The sequence below is a fragment of the Moraxella sp. CTOTU49803 genome (assembly GCF_032097965.1).
Classification (GTDB): Bacteria; Pseudomonadota; Gammaproteobacteria; order Pseudomonadales; family Moraxellaceae; genus Faucicola; species Faucicola tetraodonis.
In genome coordinates, this window is the sequence record NZ_DAMCJP010000003.1 from 1 (window position 1) to 15384 (window position 15384).

15 protein-coding genes are annotated in these 15384 nt (G+C 43.9%); 9 read left to right on the forward strand and 6 right to left on the reverse strand.

Annotated features, from left to right (window positions below; genetic code table 11):
- Positions 1-192: 192 nt before the first annotated feature.
- Positions 193-828, forward strand: a complete 636-nt coding sequence (gene upp, locus RT422_RS05460) for a uracil phosphoribosyltransferase (RefSeq protein WP_076773962.1) — start codon at positions 193-195, stop codon at positions 826-828.
- Positions 829-900: 72 nt separating this feature from the next.
- Here upp and RT422_RS05465 read toward each other — a convergent pair whose 3' ends face one another.
- From RT422_RS05465 to RT422_RS05475, 3 genes are all read right to left on the reverse strand, one after another.
- Positions 901-2550, reverse strand: a complete 1650-nt coding sequence (locus tag RT422_RS05465) for a vWA domain-containing protein (protein ID WP_284035264.1) — start codon at positions 2548-2550, stop codon at positions 901-903.
- A 113-nt stretch (positions 2551-2663) separates the two neighbouring features.
- Positions 2664-2876 carry a DUF2905 domain-containing protein gene (locus tag RT422_RS05470; RefSeq protein ID WP_099808321.1) on the reverse strand — a complete coding sequence of 71 codons (213 nt, stop codon included), beginning with the start codon at positions 2874-2876 and terminating at the stop codon, positions 2664-2666.
- A 508-nt stretch (positions 2877-3384) separates the two neighbouring features.
- Positions 3385-5778, reverse strand: coding sequence for a YgiQ family radical SAM protein (locus tag RT422_RS05475; protein ID WP_284035263.1), 2394 nt, complete (start codon positions 5776-5778; stop codon positions 3385-3387).
- A 271-nt stretch (positions 5779-6049) separates the two neighbouring features.
- Between RT422_RS05475 and RT422_RS05480 the strand changes: the two genes are divergently transcribed.
- The 3 genes from RT422_RS05480 (at position 6050) to RT422_RS05490 (ending at position 7963) form a co-directional block, all read left to right on the forward strand.
- Positions 6050-6487, forward strand: coding sequence for a GNAT family N-acetyltransferase (locus tag RT422_RS05480; RefSeq protein ID WP_284035262.1), 438 nt, complete (start codon positions 6050-6052; stop codon positions 6485-6487).
- Between the two features lie 72 nt (positions 6488-6559).
- Complete coding sequence (locus RT422_RS05485) at positions 6560-7447, forward strand: threonine/serine exporter family protein (protein ID WP_313421593.1); 888 nt, start codon at positions 6560-6562, stop codon at positions 7445-7447.
- 48 nt (positions 7448-7495) lie between these two features.
- Positions 7496-7963, forward strand: a complete 468-nt coding sequence (locus RT422_RS05490) for a threonine/serine exporter family protein (RefSeq protein ID WP_099834254.1) — start codon at positions 7496-7498, stop codon at positions 7961-7963.
- A 7-nt stretch (positions 7964-7970) separates the two neighbouring features.
- Here the strand turns inward: RT422_RS05490 and RT422_RS05495 are convergent, their stop codons facing one another.
- Positions 7971-8438 (reverse strand): Lrp/AsnC family transcriptional regulator, encoded by a 468-nt coding sequence (locus RT422_RS05495; RefSeq protein WP_007115873.1) that lies wholly within the window; start codon positions 8436-8438, stop codon positions 7971-7973.
- Between the two features lie 174 nt (positions 8439-8612).
- Between RT422_RS05495 and rarD the strand changes: the two genes are divergently transcribed.
- Both rarD and RT422_RS05505 read left to right on the forward strand, forming a co-directional pair.
- Positions 8613-9590 (forward strand): EamA family transporter RarD, encoded by a 978-nt coding sequence (rarD, locus tag RT422_RS05500; RefSeq protein ID WP_313421594.1) that lies wholly within the window; start codon positions 8613-8615, stop codon positions 9588-9590.
- Between the two features lie 100 nt (positions 9591-9690).
- A complete protein-coding gene (locus tag RT422_RS05505) occupies positions 9691-10269 on the forward strand; it encodes a BLUF domain-containing protein (RefSeq protein WP_284035259.1) in 579 nt (192 codons plus the stop codon).
- Between the two features lie 41 nt (positions 10270-10310).
- Here the strand turns inward: RT422_RS05505 and RT422_RS05510 are convergent, their stop codons facing one another.
- Both RT422_RS05510 and RT422_RS05515 read right to left on the reverse strand, forming a co-directional pair.
- Positions 10311-10877 (reverse strand): DNA-3-methyladenine glycosylase I, encoded by a 567-nt coding sequence (locus RT422_RS05510; protein ID WP_284035258.1) that lies wholly within the window; start codon positions 10875-10877, stop codon positions 10311-10313.
- A gap of 113 nt (positions 10878-10990) precedes the next feature.
- On the reverse strand, positions 10991-12340 hold the full coding sequence (locus tag RT422_RS05515; protein WP_409520116.1) for an MFS transporter: 1350 nt from the start codon (positions 12338-12340) through the stop codon (positions 10991-10993).
- A gap of 209 nt (positions 12341-12549) precedes the next feature.
- On the opposite strand from RT422_RS05515, the gene RT422_RS05520 reads away from it, so the two are divergent.
- The 3 genes from RT422_RS05520 to RT422_RS05530 are packed head-to-tail and all read left to right on the forward strand — an operon-like array spanning position 12550 to position 15373.
- Positions 12550-12864 carry a rhodanese-like domain-containing protein gene (locus tag RT422_RS05520; RefSeq protein ID WP_284035257.1) on the forward strand — a complete coding sequence of 105 codons (315 nt, stop codon included), beginning with the start codon at positions 12550-12552 and terminating at the stop codon, positions 12862-12864.
- Complete coding sequence (locus tag RT422_RS05525; protein ID WP_313421595.1) at positions 12861-14153, forward strand: McrB family protein; 1293 nt, start codon at positions 12861-12863, stop codon at positions 14151-14153. The genes RT422_RS05520 and RT422_RS05525 overlap by 4 nt, the downstream gene beginning before the upstream one ends.
- Entirely contained in the window at positions 14150-15373 is a 1224-nt protein-coding gene (locus RT422_RS05530) for a 5-methylcytosine restriction system specificity protein McrC (protein ID WP_313421596.1), read from the forward strand. Before RT422_RS05525 ends, RT422_RS05530 begins: the two co-directional genes overlap by 4 nt.
- The last annotated feature ends 11 nt before the right edge of the window (positions 15374-15384 follow it).

The window sequence follows — 15384 nt, forward strand, 5'->3', positions numbered from 1 at the left end:
TTCGCCCATGTGAGAGTAGGTCATCGTCAGCTCCCTATTCCAAAATCACCCCCTTACAACAGTAAGGGGGTGTTTTTTTGCATCCCTGAAAGACTCAGAGAAAAACTCAGAATAGAAAATTAATGTTTTTATCGCAGACTTTGGGTAAAATAGGCGAAAATTTTTGGTGTGAAATTTAAAGCGAGTGTTACCATGCAAATTACCGTTATTGACCATCCCTTAGTTAAGCATAAATTATCTTTGATGCGCGAGGCAGATAGTAGCACTTATAAATTTCGTACCTTGACTAAAGAACTTGCCCGTTTGATGGCGTATGAAGCAAGTCGTGATTTTCCCATAGAAACAATCAGCATTCAGGGCTGGGAAGGCAACCAAATAGAAGGCATTCAAATCAAAGGTAAAACCGTCACTGTCGTACCCATCTTGCGTGCAGGTTTGGGAATGCTTGATGGGGTTTTAGACCTTATTCCCACGGCTAAAATCTCGATGGTTGGACTGCAACGTGATGAGGATACCCTTGAGCCCGTGCCTTTTTTTGAAAAGTTGGTTAAAGATATTGATGAGCGTCCTGCGTTGATTTTAGATCCTATGCTTGCCACGGGTGGTAGTATGGTAGCAACGATTGATATGATGAAAAAACACGGCTGTAAAGATATTAAAGCTCTGGTATTAGTGGCAACGCCTGAAGGGGTGAAAGCGGTGAATGATGCCCATCCTGATGTGAAGATTTTTACCGCAGCGCTCGATAGTCATCTCAATGAACAGGGGTATATTATCCCAGGGCTTGGGGATGCAGGGGATAAAATTTTTGGCACAAAACAGCATTGATGAGTAAAACAGTAAAAGTAGGAGAAAAGCTAGATGATTTATCTAGCTTTTTTATTGACAGTTGTATAGTGACTATTTTTTGGTGGGTTGTAAGCTATCGGCTAAGTCGATAAGCTTAATAAATTCGCGGCGAATACCTCGTGGGTCGTTGCCAAGATTGGCTTGGGCGAGTCGCTTGCTGTCATTTAGTTGCCAATTACCGAGGTATTTGCTTTGCTTGAGGGTTTCGCCAAAACTTGCCACACTTAGCGCAAATGCCAGCTCGCTGCTTGGCTGTTGGGTCTGATTGCTAATAGGCAGGGTCAAAAGCGTTGATGTGTTGCTATTTGGGGCTTTATAGCGCAGTTTTAAAAACCCCAGTTCAGTATTTTTGCCCGTTTGATTGATAGGGTGAGCTTGGTAACGGCTATCGTCTAGCCAACCTTGCTGCCCCACAGGGGTAACTTCAAACAGCGCAACCACGGATTTGCCTGCACCTAGCTCACCCGCGTCTACTTTATCGTTGTTAAAATCTTCTTTTGCAAGGACACGATTTTCATAACCAATCAACCGCCATTCTTTAACCGTCTGGGGATTGAATTCCACTTGAACTTTTACGTCTTTTGCTACGGTATTAAAGGTTGCTGACATTTCGTCTACTAAGGCTTTTTTGGCCTCAGACAGGCTGTCAATGTAGCTATAATTACCGTTGCCGTTATCCGCGACTTGTTCCATCATGTGGTCGTTTAAATTGCCTTCACCAAAGCCAAACGTGGAAAGTGACACACCGCTATCACGTTCACGGCGGATAATATCTAACATTTCATCGACGTCCGATACACCGACATTAAAATCTCCATCGGTCATCATCAAAATGCGGTTGATGCCATCTTTTTTATAGTGGATTTTTGCTTGTTGATAAGCCAGCTTTATCGCTGCTTCGCCATTGGTCGAACCACTGGCATCTAGGCTATCAATCGCGGCTAATATTTTGTCGGTGTCACTGCCTTTAGTGGCAGGAAGCGTCACTTGGGTACGACCAACATAGGTCACGATACTGATGGTATCTTGCGCCCTCAATTGTTTGGTAAGCATTTTTAGCGAAGATTTGACTAGTGGTAGTTTATCGTTGTCTGACATCGAGCCTGACACATCTACCAAAAATACCAAGTTGGCAGGCGGTAACGCGCTTTGTTTGGTGATGGTAGGGTCATCCGCTTTGATAGCTACTTTGATGATACGATTGGCAGTACGCCACGGTGCGGCAACTGTTTCGGTGCTTACTAAAAAAGGGGCGTTGGCAAGGCGCTTGGCTTGTGAAAAGTCATAGTTAAAATAGTTGATAAGCTCTTCAATACGCACCGCGTCAGTAGGCGGTAGTTGTCCGTTGTTGAGAAAACGGCGCACATTGGCGTAGCTGCCCGTGTCGGTATCGATACTAAAGGTGGCAACAGCATCGGTGGCGGTCTGGTGAATGGGGTTGACTGCAAGGTGCTGATATTTTTCGCTATTATTGTGGGGTATCGGCAGCACCGGCATGATAGGTGAGTAGCGTGCCATCTTGCTCATTGCTGCCGCTTCCATCATCATGCTAGGCGCAGCAACCACGGGCGTTGGTGAGGCGATAACGGGTGTGGCAGGGCTCGTATCACGGCTATTTGACGGCGAGGGGCTACAAGCCGTCAATAAGCTTTGGGCGATTACGAGGCTCAGTAGTGTTGGCTTAAAAATGTCGCGCTGCATGACTAACTCCTTTTCAATCTTGACTGGCGTAATTACAGTTTACGACATTTTTTGATAAAAAAGGCAGTTTTTGTGATAAAAACCTTCTCAATATAGCGGTACTTAGCGCGCTGTTAGCGGTTAAATAGGTTAAGAATAATAGTGAGAATGATACTCACAATAATCATGGTGACGATGGGGAAGTGAAAGCTGAAGCCACCGCCTTCGGAGCGATAATTAACGTCCCCCGGCATACGACCAAACCAGTTAAAGGCATTGGGAAAAAACAGATAAATTAAGCCAATGATGAGAAATAAAATCCCTATCCCAATAAAAATTTTTGCCATATTGAAAGCCTTTTATTTTTATAATGGTTTGTATTTTAGTGATTTTTTAACGTTTTTAGTGCTGTGTTTAGTTGTTAAGATGTAAGCTTGATGTAAAAATAAAAATTTAAATTTTATTGAGAATATTTTATCAAAAAGAAATGCTATCACATAACGTTTGAGGCTTCGAGTCTTTATTCGGAGCAATACATTGGAGTTTTAGACAGAAGGTTAAATAACGCAGCCATCAGTCATATGAGTTATTTAATCCATTCAGCCTATAGGTTATTTCTAGCTAATCATTTTGCATTTAACGATTACAGTATTCGAAGAAAACACCAAAATCAAATTGGGTACTTTTAGAAATCATCAAAGTCCAAACCAAGTTAAAGTTGCTAAACACTCTTTTTTTAATCATGCAAAAAACATAAAATTTCTATCAACCTTTAGACGTTCATTAAAATTGAAACAATTTAAAAATAAATAAGACGGCTTGTAGAAATGCGCTACAAGCCATGAATGACATAAACTACTTAGTTTTCCGCGGCGGCAAGCCTGTATGTTGGGTTTGGAAATTGCCTTTTTTCGGCTGTTTTTGGTTTGACGGTTTTTTACCAAAACTGGTCGGTGTTGGTTTTTTACCCGATTTTTTTGCAGTACTATCTTTATTCGTACGTTTGACCGAATCACCAGCGGCAGAACTATTTTTCTTACGGGCTGATTGGTAAAAGTCTTCACCTTCCAGTTTTGGATTATAAGGCGGAATCAAACATTGACTGCCATGCCCAATCAAATCCTCACGCCCCAAGTCTTTAAGCGATTGACGCAGCAGTGCCCAATTTTTGGGGTCATGGTAACGTAAATATGCTTTGTGGAGTTTACGTTGTTTGCCCGATTTGACGATTTCCACCCCTTCGCTGTCACGGGTGACTTTATGCAGCGGGTCTTTGGCAGTATGGTACATCGTAGTAGCAGTTGCCATCGGGCTTGGGTAAAAGGCTTGCACTTGGTCGGCACGAAAGCCATTGCGCTTGAGCCAAATCGCCAAGTTCATCATGTCGGTGTCGGTGGTGCCAGGGTGCGCGGCGATAAAATACGGAATCAAATATTGCTCTTTACCTGCTTCACGGCTGTATTTGTCGAACATCTGCTTGAAAGTATCGTACGTCCCCATACCCGGCTTCATCATTTTGGAGAGTACATTGGTTTCAGAGTGTTCGGGGGCGATTTTGAGATATCCGCCGACATGGTGGGTGACCAATTCTTTGACATATTCGGGGTCTTTGACCGCCAAATCATAACGTAAGCCTGACGCAATCAGGATTTTTTTCACCCCTTTGATATCACGAGCTTTACGATACAGTTGGGTAAGATGACTGTGGTCGGTGAGTAAGTTGTCGCAAATATCGGGATACACGCAGGACGGTTTGCGGCAGTTTTTCTCAATGGCATCGTCTTTGCAATGCAGACGGTACATGTTGGCAGTCGGTCCACCAAGGTCAGAAATTACCCCAGTAAATGACGGCTCGGTGTCGCGGATTTTTTTGATTTCGCCCAAGATAGACTCTTCTGAGCGGTTTTGGATAATGCGTCCTTCATGTTCGGTAATCGAGCAGAAGGTACAGCCGCCAAAACAGCCGCGCATGATATTAACTGATAATTTAATCATGTCGTAGGCAGGAATTCTTGCGTTGCCGTAGCTAGGATGGGGCAAACGGGCATACGGCAAATCAAAGATATAATCCATCTCTTCCATGGTAAGTGGAATAGGCGGCGGATTGAGCCATACATCAATGTCGCCATGTCGCTGCACCAAGGCGCGGGCGTTATGCGGATTGGTTTCTAGGTGCAAAATGCGGTTGGCATGGGCGTAAAGTACCGGGTCGGATTTGACCTGCTCAAAGTCGGGCAAGCGAATCACGGTTTTGTCACGGGGCGGCAACGGGCGTTTGTGTTTTAAGGCGTTTTTATTGGGGTCTTTGAGGTTAACCACTTGGATGTCTTGGCTTTCAGCGACCTTATCAGCATTGAGCACTTTGTGCTCGACTTTATCTGCTACAAACCCTTTGTATTGACTCTCAAGGGTTTTTTCTTGTTCGATGTGACAGTCGCCCACATCTTCCATCATCACATACGGATTGATAATCGGGTCAACGCGCCCAACGGTGTCGACGTCGTTACTGGCGATTTCTATCATATCGGTTTGCCAGTGTTTTTTGGTTTGTGTCGACAGATACGCGGTGCCACGCACTTTAGCAAGGTCTTCAAAACGGTAACCTTTGGCAAGTGCATGTACAACATCGACAATCGCGCGCTCGGCATTACCATACAGCAAAATATCAGCGCGGCTATCCATCAAAATGCTACGGCGCACTTTATCTGACCAATAATCATAATGGGCGATACGGCGCAGCGAGCCTTCAATGCCGCCCAAAATAATGGGCACATCGGGATAGGCTTCACGGCAGCGCTGGCTATATACCACGGCCGCGCGGTCGGGGCGTTTGTCGGGGGCATTGTCTGGCGAATAGGCATCGTCACTGCGAATGCGTCTATCAGCGGTGTAGCGGTTAATCATGCTGTCCATATTGCCTGCGGTGACGCCCCATGCAATGGTCGGTTTGCCAAGGGTCATAAAAGCGTCTTTGCTCGTCCAGTCTGGCTGGGCGATGATACCGACGCGAAAGCCTTGCGACTCTAACAGTCTGCCGATGATTGCCATACCAAAGCTTGGGTGATCGACGTAGGCATCGCCTGAGACGATAATGACATCACAGGCATCCCAACCAAGGGCATCCATTTCGGCTCGGCTCATCGGCAAAAATGGCGCAGGCTCGAAGCAGCTTGCCCAGTGTTTATCATAGTCAAATAGGGCTTTGGTGCCTTGTTTAAAGGCTTTGTTGGCAATAGTTTCGGCGGACATAGGCTTGGATAGTAAATAAAATGAATATGGCTCATTTTATCATGAATCAATTTTGCGATGGGGCTTTATGGAGTGAAATAACAAAAAAACCTGATTAAATTAGTCGGAATTTTATTGGCTATTAGACAAAATTTTTTGCAAGTAATTACATTATAATAAGCGTTGAAAATTTTTTACTTGCCATAAATTATGTAATCACGATGACTTTAGGCGATAATTTTATTGGTAGTATTTTTTTGTTGGCAACAGTTAAATATAAGGATAATTGATAATGCAAATCTTACCACTAACTGCACAGGATAAAACTAACTGGCAAGCCTTGTGGCAGGGCTATTTAGAATTTTATCAAACAGATCTACCCCAAGCGACTACGGAAAATACTTGGCAAAAAATCATTGACGAAACATCACCCATTTTTGGTTTCGGGGCATTTGTGGATGATAAGCTTATCGGCTTTGCACATGTTGTATTGCATCCAAATACATGGAATACCACAGACTGTTGCTATCTTGAGGATTTGTTCGTCAAAGAAAATGGGCGTGGTAAAGGTGTGGGAAGAATGCTGATCAAATATATCTATCAATTTGCTGAAGATAAAAACTGTAATCGCGTCTATTGGGTCACTCAAGAAGGCAACGTTTCCGCTCGCCGTCTGTACGACCATATCGCTAAAAAGACGGATTTTGTGCAGTATCGGCATACTTTATAAATAAGATTTTTTATAACTGCCCCAAAACTTTGGTGGTAAACTATAGCTTTCTTGACTTTTTTGTAGCGCCTTATGAGTGATACTTTTGCTGATGCCCTAGAAGCGCTTGATCCGCTAACACCTGAGCCTACTAAGCTTTCGCCCCCGACAGAGCCGAAGCCTAGACGGCGGTTGCCGTATATGGCGTATGAACACCAACAGCAAATTACCCGTCTGTGTGTGCGCTGTGGGCTGCTACTTATGCAATATGGGGCAGAGTCGGCAACGGTAACAGATTTGTGCCGCCGATTAGGGACAGCGTTGGGGTTGGCTAGCGTGGAGTGTGGGATTGCGTATAATGGCTTGACCATCACCACAATTTATAATAACCGCTGTATTACCACCCTGCGCGCGTCAACCACCCATGCCATCAATGTTAATATCATTGTGCAAATTCAGCGAATTGTACTGGATTTGGAAAATATGCCGGTGACGAGTACCCTAGAGCATGCGACTTATCGATTTGATGAGATTGATCGGGACACTTATCCTGCCAAGATGGTCGCGCCGCTGGTCGGTGTGGCATGTGCCTGCTTTGCGTATTTGGCAGGGGGCGATATACTGGTGTGTTTGGTGACTTTTATTGCGAGCATGATGGGGTATTCGCTGCGGCTATGGCTGAGTAACCGCAACTTTAATCCCTTTATATCCGCGCTCATAGCGGCGTGTTTTGGCTCCATCTTCGCCAGTACCGCGCTGTTATTGGGGATTGGTAACGACCCGCATATTGCCATGGCATCAAGTGTGCTTTGGTTGGTTCCCAGTTTTCCTTTGATAAATTCATTATCAGATATGCTAAAAGGTTATATGAACATCGGTATCGGGCGCTTTATGTTTGTGATTATTTTGACGTTATCGAGCTGTATCGGCATCGTGCTGTCATTGCTACTACTAAATATCAGTCATTGGGGCGTGGGTTGATGAAAGCCTTTGATAAAATTTTATTGCCAATATTGGGTAGGGTGAAAAATGGCGATTGATGCGATTGCCTTGATACGCGCAGCAACTTTTGCCTGTTTGATGACGCTTGGCTGGACACTGCTTGTCAATGTGCCGCGCCGCTATATTTGGCAATGCTTATTGTTGACCGTGCTGGGTTACGGACTTAGAGAGCTATTAAAACAACTGTCAGTCAATTTGATAATAGCGACATTTGTGGCAGCGGGTATTTCATCGTTTGTGGCAATTTATTTGGCAAAAAAATATTTACTCACCCCAAAGATGATTTTGGTGCCTGCCATGCTGTGTATGATGCCGGGGATTACCGCGTACAAAGCCATGATTAGCTTTGTACAGCTAGGCTACTATGGCTATAATCCACAAGTATTTACCCAAATGATGGATTTTAGCTTCAATGCGATATTTGTGACCGCTGCGTTGGTGTTTGGCATTTCGTTGCCGACGTCATTTTGGTATCGCACTAAGCCCATTGTTTGACGGCGCATTAATCTAACTGGATTTTAGTGCCTACCTTGGAGAAATTCATCACAAATTGACTTTTAAAGCGTCGCACATTGTTTTCATAAGTTAAATTATCACGGGTAAAACGGTGATATTCCGCCATATTTTTGGCATGTACCAATAGCAAAAAGTCATAATCCCCTGAGATTTCATAACAACTCATCACGTTGGGCAATCTGCTCATCAAGCGCTCAAAGCCATGCTGCAGCGCGGTATTTTGTTTTTCCATTTCAATCAGCACAAACGCGCTTAAATCAAAGCCCAATTCGGTGGGGTTGACAATCACCACTTGGCGAGTAATCACCCCGGTCTCTGTCATCATTTGGATACGGCGCTGACAGGTCGCTACCGATGCATGCACTTTTTCGGCGATGTTCTTGAGTGGTAGCGTCGCATCTTCTTGCAACAAGTTTAAAATACGTTTATCGATATCATCGATTTCATGAATCATAGCCATGTCCTTCTAAAAATATACAATAAGACAAATTGAGAAAAATATAGCAAATTTACCTTATATTAATATTAAATTATCATAAATAAGTGTATTTTGAAATAATTTACCAAAGATAATTGTTATACTGCTTGGCAATTTAACCGCAAAAGCAAAAATATAACAAGGTCAATTATGTCAGTTTCTAGCGTTTTATCACCATCGTCTATCGTTGTCCAGCCCAAGGCAACAACTTCTCAGCCCGCTACCACCGCCAAAAAGTTACGTTTTGGGGTGGTGTTGGCATTGATTTCTAATGTGTTGTTTGGCGTGCTGTATCTGTATAGTCACTGGCTTGCGCCGTTGTCAGGTACGCAAGTTTTTTTGTGGCGCATGGTGGCGATGTGGTTTGGGTTGGTGGGGTTGTTGGCGATGACGCAAAGTTTTGGGCAACTCAAAGCATTTTTGATGGCATTAAACACGCAACAATGGGTTTTATTGCTGTTACCAACACCGATTTTGGCAAGTCAGCTGTGGCTATTTATGTGGGCGCCTATCAATGGACAGGCGGTCAATACCGCAATGGGGTATTTTTTGCTTCCTTTGATGATGGTGCTGATGGGCTGTGTGGTGTTTAAAGAAATCTTAAATCGATTGCAGTGGGCGGCGATTATCGCTGCGTCAGCAGGGGTAGGATTGCAATTTTGGCTCGCGGGGAGTGTATCGTGGGTCACTGCATGGGTGTGTTTGACGTATCCGATTTATTATGGACTGCGCCGCTGGCAAGGGGTGCCTGCGCTGATGGGGCTGTTCGTTGATTTGTCAGTGATTGCCCCGATTGCCTTGGGTTTTTTATTATGGCAAAACAGCAGTATATCGATAGTCACTGGGTCAATGACAATGGGGCTGTTATTGATTGGGCTGGGTATGATTAGTGCGCTTGCCATGCAGACCAATCTTAAAGCCAGTCAGGTGTTGCCGATGAACACCTTTGGTATGCTCAGTTATCTTGAACCTGCGCTGATGTTTTTATTGTCCATTTTTGTGCTGCATGAAGCTGTCAATGACACCATGATTGCCAGTTTTGCTTTAATTTGGGTAGGGGTGTTGCTGATGATCGTAAACGCAATTCAAGCGTCCAAAAAAAGCCACTCAACCGCTATTTGTGACTAGGTAAGCTAATATTGTTGATTTAATGGATGGATAAGTATGTAAGAAATTGTTAAAATTGCGCTGAACAAAAATTGTACAACCATAAAGACTGAGGTGCTGCTTGGGGCAAATTCATTATCTAACTTATGTGAGCCGTATGACGTTGAAAGCTGGCGTAACCCCTAGAACGCTGTCTGATATCATGACGGTGGCACAGCGTGAGAACCTTGCCCATCAAATTACCGGTTTTTTGTGCTTTGGTAATGGCTATTTTTTTCAGTATATTGAAGGCGAAAAATCAGCGATTGAGCAATTATTTGGTAACATTCAGCGTGATGGGCGCAACCGCGATGTCACGCTCAAGTCTAAAGGGGTGATCGAACAACGGCTGTTTCAAGATTGGCAAATGTTGATGGTCAATATCAATAACCCAGAAACGCATGAAGATGTTATCAATGCGTTCTTACCTGTATTGCCAGCTGGGTCAACAGCGGCAGCGGCTGATAAGTTTGTTGAGGTCATGCGCTCACAATATCATCGTCGTAGCTTGGTGGATTTTCAAAGCTATTCTCTCAAAAATGTCAGTTATTATGGGGTCAATCTGCGCGGATTGCTCAAAGTGCATCAGCATTTTTTATTGGTTCAAAGCATTTTACTGGTATTAATTTTGATTAGTTTTAGCCTATTTTGGGGTCTGTAGCATCGAGAAATATGTTATCCGCTGTTGACTATTGAAACCGCTTATCGAAAATCACACGCCGCTACATGGTCATTCACCATGCCGACTGCTTGCATAAACGCATAGCAAATCGTCGAGCCCACAAATTTAAACCCGTCTTTTTTAAGCACTTTTGACATGTTATCTGAATATTCAGTGTTGGTGGGGATATCAGCAAAGATTTTTGGGTGGTTATCCTGCGGTATTTTTGCCACGCCGCTGGGCGACAAGTTCCAAAGATAATCGCTAAAAGCTTGCGTTTGGGTGATTTTTAGATAGCATTTGGCATTGTTGATGATGGCTTTGATTTTACCGCGGTGGCGAATAATGCCCGCATCGGTCATGAGACTATCGACCATGTCATTATCAAACTGCGCGATAATTGCAGGGTCAAAATCAGCAAATACTTGGTAATAACGCTCGCGTTTTTTGAGTATGGTAATCCAGCTGAGTCCCGCTTGCATGCCTTCTAAACACAACATGGCAAATAGATGACGGTCATCATAACTGGGCTTTCCCCATTCATTGTCGTGGTAAGCTTGATAAAGTGGGTCTGTGCCGCACCATTCACAGCGGTTATAGACTTTCATCCTATGTCTCATCGTATTGAAAGGTTTATTATAACCACCTTGGGCAAAAAAAACGCCAGCATTTGCCAGCGTTTTTGAGCTATCAGTTTGTAGTCTGTCTTCTAATCTATGTTTTAATCCATCAAATCGATATTTTTGGTTTCTTTAATTGACAATAACGCAATGAGAGAAATCAAACCGTTAATAACAATATATATAGCCACACCTTTCATGCCATATTGCTCATTGATTTTGATGGCATAAATCGCAGGAATCGATGCACCCACAATCGCTGCTAGATTGTAAGCCAGTGACGCACCTGAATACCGTACTTCGGTGGGGAACAGCTCTGGTAATAGCGCTGCCATTGGACCAAATGACATACCCATACATGCCATACCTAAAATGAGGAAAATAAATACCGTGGTTGGTGTACCATTGCTGAGCAGCATTGGCATAAAGCAGGCAAACACCATACATAAGATAGTCACGCCAATCAGCCATTTTTTACGACCGATTTTGTCAGCGCCAACCCCTGAAATACTGGTAAAAATACCAAACACAATCGCAGCGACCAATAAAAAGCCAGTAAAGGTATTTGGGGCAATACCTAACCCTGTTGGAAAGCCGAAAGAAGACAATTTTGCCGGGCTTTTTGAATAGGCTTGTACGAAGGCAGTCATGATATAAAAAATCACATAAGTCATCGCCATCAAGAATGTGCCTTGCATAATCGGACGCCAATATTGGGTAATGACTTTTGACACAGGGGCATTAACTTTTTTGCCTTCGGCTTCAGCGGTAAGGAATACATGGCTTTCATGCAGGCTTAAACGTACCCAAAGACCCACACCCACAAGCACGATTGAAATAAGAAACGGGATGCGCCATGCCCACTCGACCAAGGCATCTTTTCCTAAAAAATAACTGAGTAAAAAGAACACTAAGTTGGCTAAAAATAACCCAATCGGCGCGCCTAACTGCGGGAAAGTACCATACCAAGCACGTTTGCCTTCTGGCGCATTTTCGGTGGCGACCAAGGCAGCACCGCCCCATTCACCGCCAAGACCAATCCCTTGACCCACACGAAGTAAACATAACAATAATGGGGCAATGACGCCTACTTGGGCATAAGTCGGTAGCAAACCAATCGCTACAGTTGATAAACCCATGGTGAGCAGAGAGGCCACCAAGGTTTTTTTACGACCGAGTTTATCACCAAAGTGACCAAATAACGCTGAACCGAAAGGGCGGGCAATAAACGCCAATGCCAACGTCGAAAGCGAGTAAAGCATCGCCGCTTTTTCATCGGTTTTATCAAAAAACTGGGTATTAAAAATCAACACCGCCGCAGCGGCATAAATATAATAATCATAAAACTCAATAGCCGTACCAATCATGGATGCTACGGCGACCTTTTTTGGGTCATTGCGTAGCGCGATATGCTGATGATTAGGGTGCGCGGTTGAAACGGTTGTCATGATGTCTACCCTCCTTAGATAATAAAAGTTTAAGTGAAAATTAAGATACATAAAATATTGGAATGAATTATAAATCATAATTTGTCAAAGACTTGATAAAAATAGTTAAGGTGAAGCAAAAATTTGGTTATTAATCGCTGATTTGATAAATTTCGCCAGCTTATCCATAATAAGGCCATCACAAAATAGACATTAAAAATTAAGAGGTAACCATGATTCGTGAACTAGCCATTACCGACTTTTCTGCCACCGCAAACGATACCGTTGGGGATGTGCGGGATAGTAAAGCATTTGCGCAAGGACATATTGAGTGTGCCAAAAACCAACCCTTGGATACGCTGACGGCAGAGTTATTGGCAACCACGGATGGCACCGTCTATGTGCTATGCGGTGGCGGCAGCAAAGCCGCCAAAGCTGTCGCTTTGCTCAATGAGATTGACCCAAATCGGGACATCGTCCATTTGAAGGGTGGTACGCGTGCGGCAAAAGCGGCAGGTATGACCATCGTGAGTGATAATCTGTCATGAGTGAGCTAGCAAAAAATATTATCTATACGGGCGTAGCAGGGACAGGTAAGACCTACCAACTGCAACAAATCGCCAAACAATATACCGAGATATTGCCAGTAGCCAATGCGGATGAATTGCTAAAAGCTTTGCTTAAACCATTAAGCTGGCGAGAGGTGATTTGTTTAGTGTTTTTAGATGAAAGAAAAAAGGGAAAGTCATTACTTAAAGTTGCTGAAATTACTAACAACTTATTCTTTGTTACTAAGCTAAAAATTAACCACCGCGAAAAGGCAATTGCTAATACAGCATGGTCAACGCTACAGCAATTTAGTCCTGCAGATTCCAAAAATGTATTGGTAAAAAATAAATCTAGTCAATCGTATTTTGATAAAGACGATAGCAGTAATTGGTTTTTATTAGCAGACAGCTTGCCGTTATTAACAGACTTGCAAAACAAGCTTGATGATTACCAAGCGGCGATGCACAGCCAGTTTCAGCCCAACTATTTACAGCCAAAGCTAGAACGCTTTAGTTTTGTCAGTTTCCATCAAGCGTATGGGTATGAAGAATTTGTCGAAGGCATTCGTCCCCACATTGCGGACAATGGACAGATGAGCTATCGCATTGAGTCAGGGGCATTTCTTAGATTGTGTCAACAAGCCAAACATGACCCTAATCACCGTTATGCCATGTTGATTGATGAAATCAACCGCGCCAATGTCGCCCGCGTGTTTGGGGAATTGATGAGTTTGATTGAACCGACCAAACGCGCAGGACAGACAGATAGCTTGTCGGTGAATTTGGCGTATTCACATCAGCCGTTTAGTGTGCCTAGCAATGTCGATATCTACGCCACCATGAACAGCCAAGATCATTCATTGGCGCCGCTCGATATGGCATTTCGCCGCCGTTTTGAATTTATTGAATGTCAACCGCAGCCACAGTTATTGGGTAAAGTGATGGCAAATGGGATTGAGATTGATTTAGCCAAATTGTTGACCGCACTCAATGAAAGAATCTCGCAAAATTTGGCAAAAGACAGCCAGTTAGGGCATAGTTTTTTGTGGGGTATTGATTCGCTGCACGCGTTAAGCGCTGCATTTAGCCAATCCATCATCCCACAAGTGGCACAAGCCTGCCAGCATAATGGACAAATCCTGCAAGCAATCTTTGGGCAAACCTTTATCAAGCTGGTTGATAACAAAAAAGCAACTGGATTTATGGCGCAGCAAGCGGGTTTTGACATCAATACCCAGGCGCTTGATGACCCAAATAGCTATCTTGCAATCTATCAAAGCGCCTCATGAAAGCCATCATCACGTTTGAACATAGTTACCTGACAGCGGCAGATTTTGATGATGGGCAAGATTTTGACTGGCTTATCGAGCAAAATTTTGACGTATTTCGCATTGAGCGTAAACAGCAGCGGTGGCAACTCAAAGTGCGCCACTATATCGGTGTGATTGGGTTGCCCAGTGGCGGGCAAGTGGAGATTTTGCCAAAACTTGCACAAGCCCACATTACCCATGCTGATGAAGTTACCCAAACCCGTCAATGGGTGCAACAGATGCTGATAGCGGTGTGGCAAGCTTTATTGCCCAAGTCGTTACCTAATCTAGCCAATCAACGACTTATTAATCCTGCAGCCAGCAATCCTCCATCAATCAATCATTCACTGTCACTTAGCGAGTGGCTGCAGGCGTATTTTTGGCGGGGATTTGCGCAGTATGTGCCCAATCAGCAATATCAGCAATTTGAGCAAAATCAGCCCTATCTGCAGGGTAAATTACTAATCAAAGAGCAATTGCAGCATAACTGCCACCAGCCGCATAAGTTTTATCATCAGACTGAAAATTTTGCGATGGATACTGCTGGCAATCGTTTGGTGAAAACCACCATCGAGCGAGTGATTGGCAGCATGGCTTTCCCATTACCGCCGCAGTGGCAGGCAGTGGCTACCGTTGCCAAAGACTTATACGACACCTTATTTTCTCAAGCGCTGCAAGAGTTGACCGCGTTGCCCAGTCTGCTTGCCCAGCGTAATTATACTTTTATCAGCTTTTGTTATGCGTTGCTGACGCTACAACAAGCCAGTAGCCAAGGGCAGTTTTTGACCCCAACTTGGCTAGTGAATATGCCATTTGCCTTTGAAAAATGGGTCGGCAGGAAAATCCAACAACAATTTGCAGCACAGAATTTTGAGCTAGTTGAGCAAAAAAGACAGCCATTGACCGTGCAGCAAGGGTTAACCATCAAACCCGATATTTGGCTAAAGTCTGCCGATAAACTCATTATCGCCGATATAAAATGGAAAAAAACGGCTACTTTCAACGACATAAGCTTGGCAGATATGTACCAACTACTTACCTACGCCAGTGAATTTGATGCCGATGAAGCTTGGCTGATTGTCCCAACGCTAAGCGCGCAATTGATGGCACAGCCGATTGAATTTTGCCAACCCAAAAAAACCCGATTTTATCTGATACCTTTTGAAGTGACACAAGGGTGTTTAAACCTTTTTCATTAAAATTATTCTAA

What these genes read in the sequence shown, in the direction of transcription:
- RT422_RS05495 (WP_007115873.1), bottom strand. Translation starts at nt 8,438, where the DNA reads ATGATTCATGAAATCGATGATATCGATAAACGTATTTTAAACTTGTTG.
- RT422_RS05470 (WP_099808321.1), bottom strand. Translation starts at nt 2,876, where the DNA reads ATGGCAAAAATTTTTATTGGGATAGGGATTTTATTTCTCATCATTGGC.
- RT422_RS05510 (WP_284035258.1), bottom strand. Translation starts at nt 10,877, where the DNA reads ATGAAAGTCTATAACCGCTGTGAATGGTGCGGCACAGACCCACTTTAT.
- RT422_RS05475 (WP_284035263.1), bottom strand. Translation starts at nt 5,778, where the DNA reads ATGTCCGCCGAAACTATTGCCAACAAAGCCTTTAAACAAGGCACCAAA.
- RT422_RS05465 (WP_284035264.1), bottom strand. Translation starts at nt 2,550, where the DNA reads ATGCAGCGCGACATTTTTAAGCCAACACTACTGAGCCTCGTAATCGCC.
- RT422_RS05490 (WP_099834254.1), top strand. Translation starts at nt 7,496, where the DNA reads ATGGCGATTGATGCGATTGCCTTGATACGCGCAGCAACTTTTGCCTGT.
- RT422_RS05480 (WP_284035262.1), top strand. Translation starts at nt 6,050, where the DNA reads ATGCAAATCTTACCACTAACTGCACAGGATAAAACTAACTGGCAAGCC.
- RT422_RS05485 (WP_313421593.1), top strand. Translation starts at nt 6,560, where the DNA reads ATGAGTGATACTTTTGCTGATGCCCTAGAAGCGCTTGATCCGCTAACA.
- upp (WP_076773962.1), top strand. Translation starts at nt 193, where the DNA reads ATGCAAATTACCGTTATTGACCATCCCTTAGTTAAGCATAAATTATCT.
- RT422_RS05530 (WP_313421596.1), top strand. Translation starts at nt 14,150, where the DNA reads ATGAAAGCCATCATCACGTTTGAACATAGTTACCTGACAGCGGCAGAT.
- RT422_RS05520 (WP_284035257.1), top strand. Translation starts at nt 12,550, where the DNA reads ATGATTCGTGAACTAGCCATTACCGACTTTTCTGCCACCGCAAACGAT.
- RT422_RS05525 (WP_313421595.1), top strand. Translation starts at nt 12,861, where the DNA reads ATGAGTGAGCTAGCAAAAAATATTATCTATACGGGCGTAGCAGGGACA.
- rarD (WP_313421594.1), top strand. Translation starts at nt 8,613, where the DNA reads ATGTCAGTTTCTAGCGTTTTATCACCATCGTCTATCGTTGTCCAGCCC.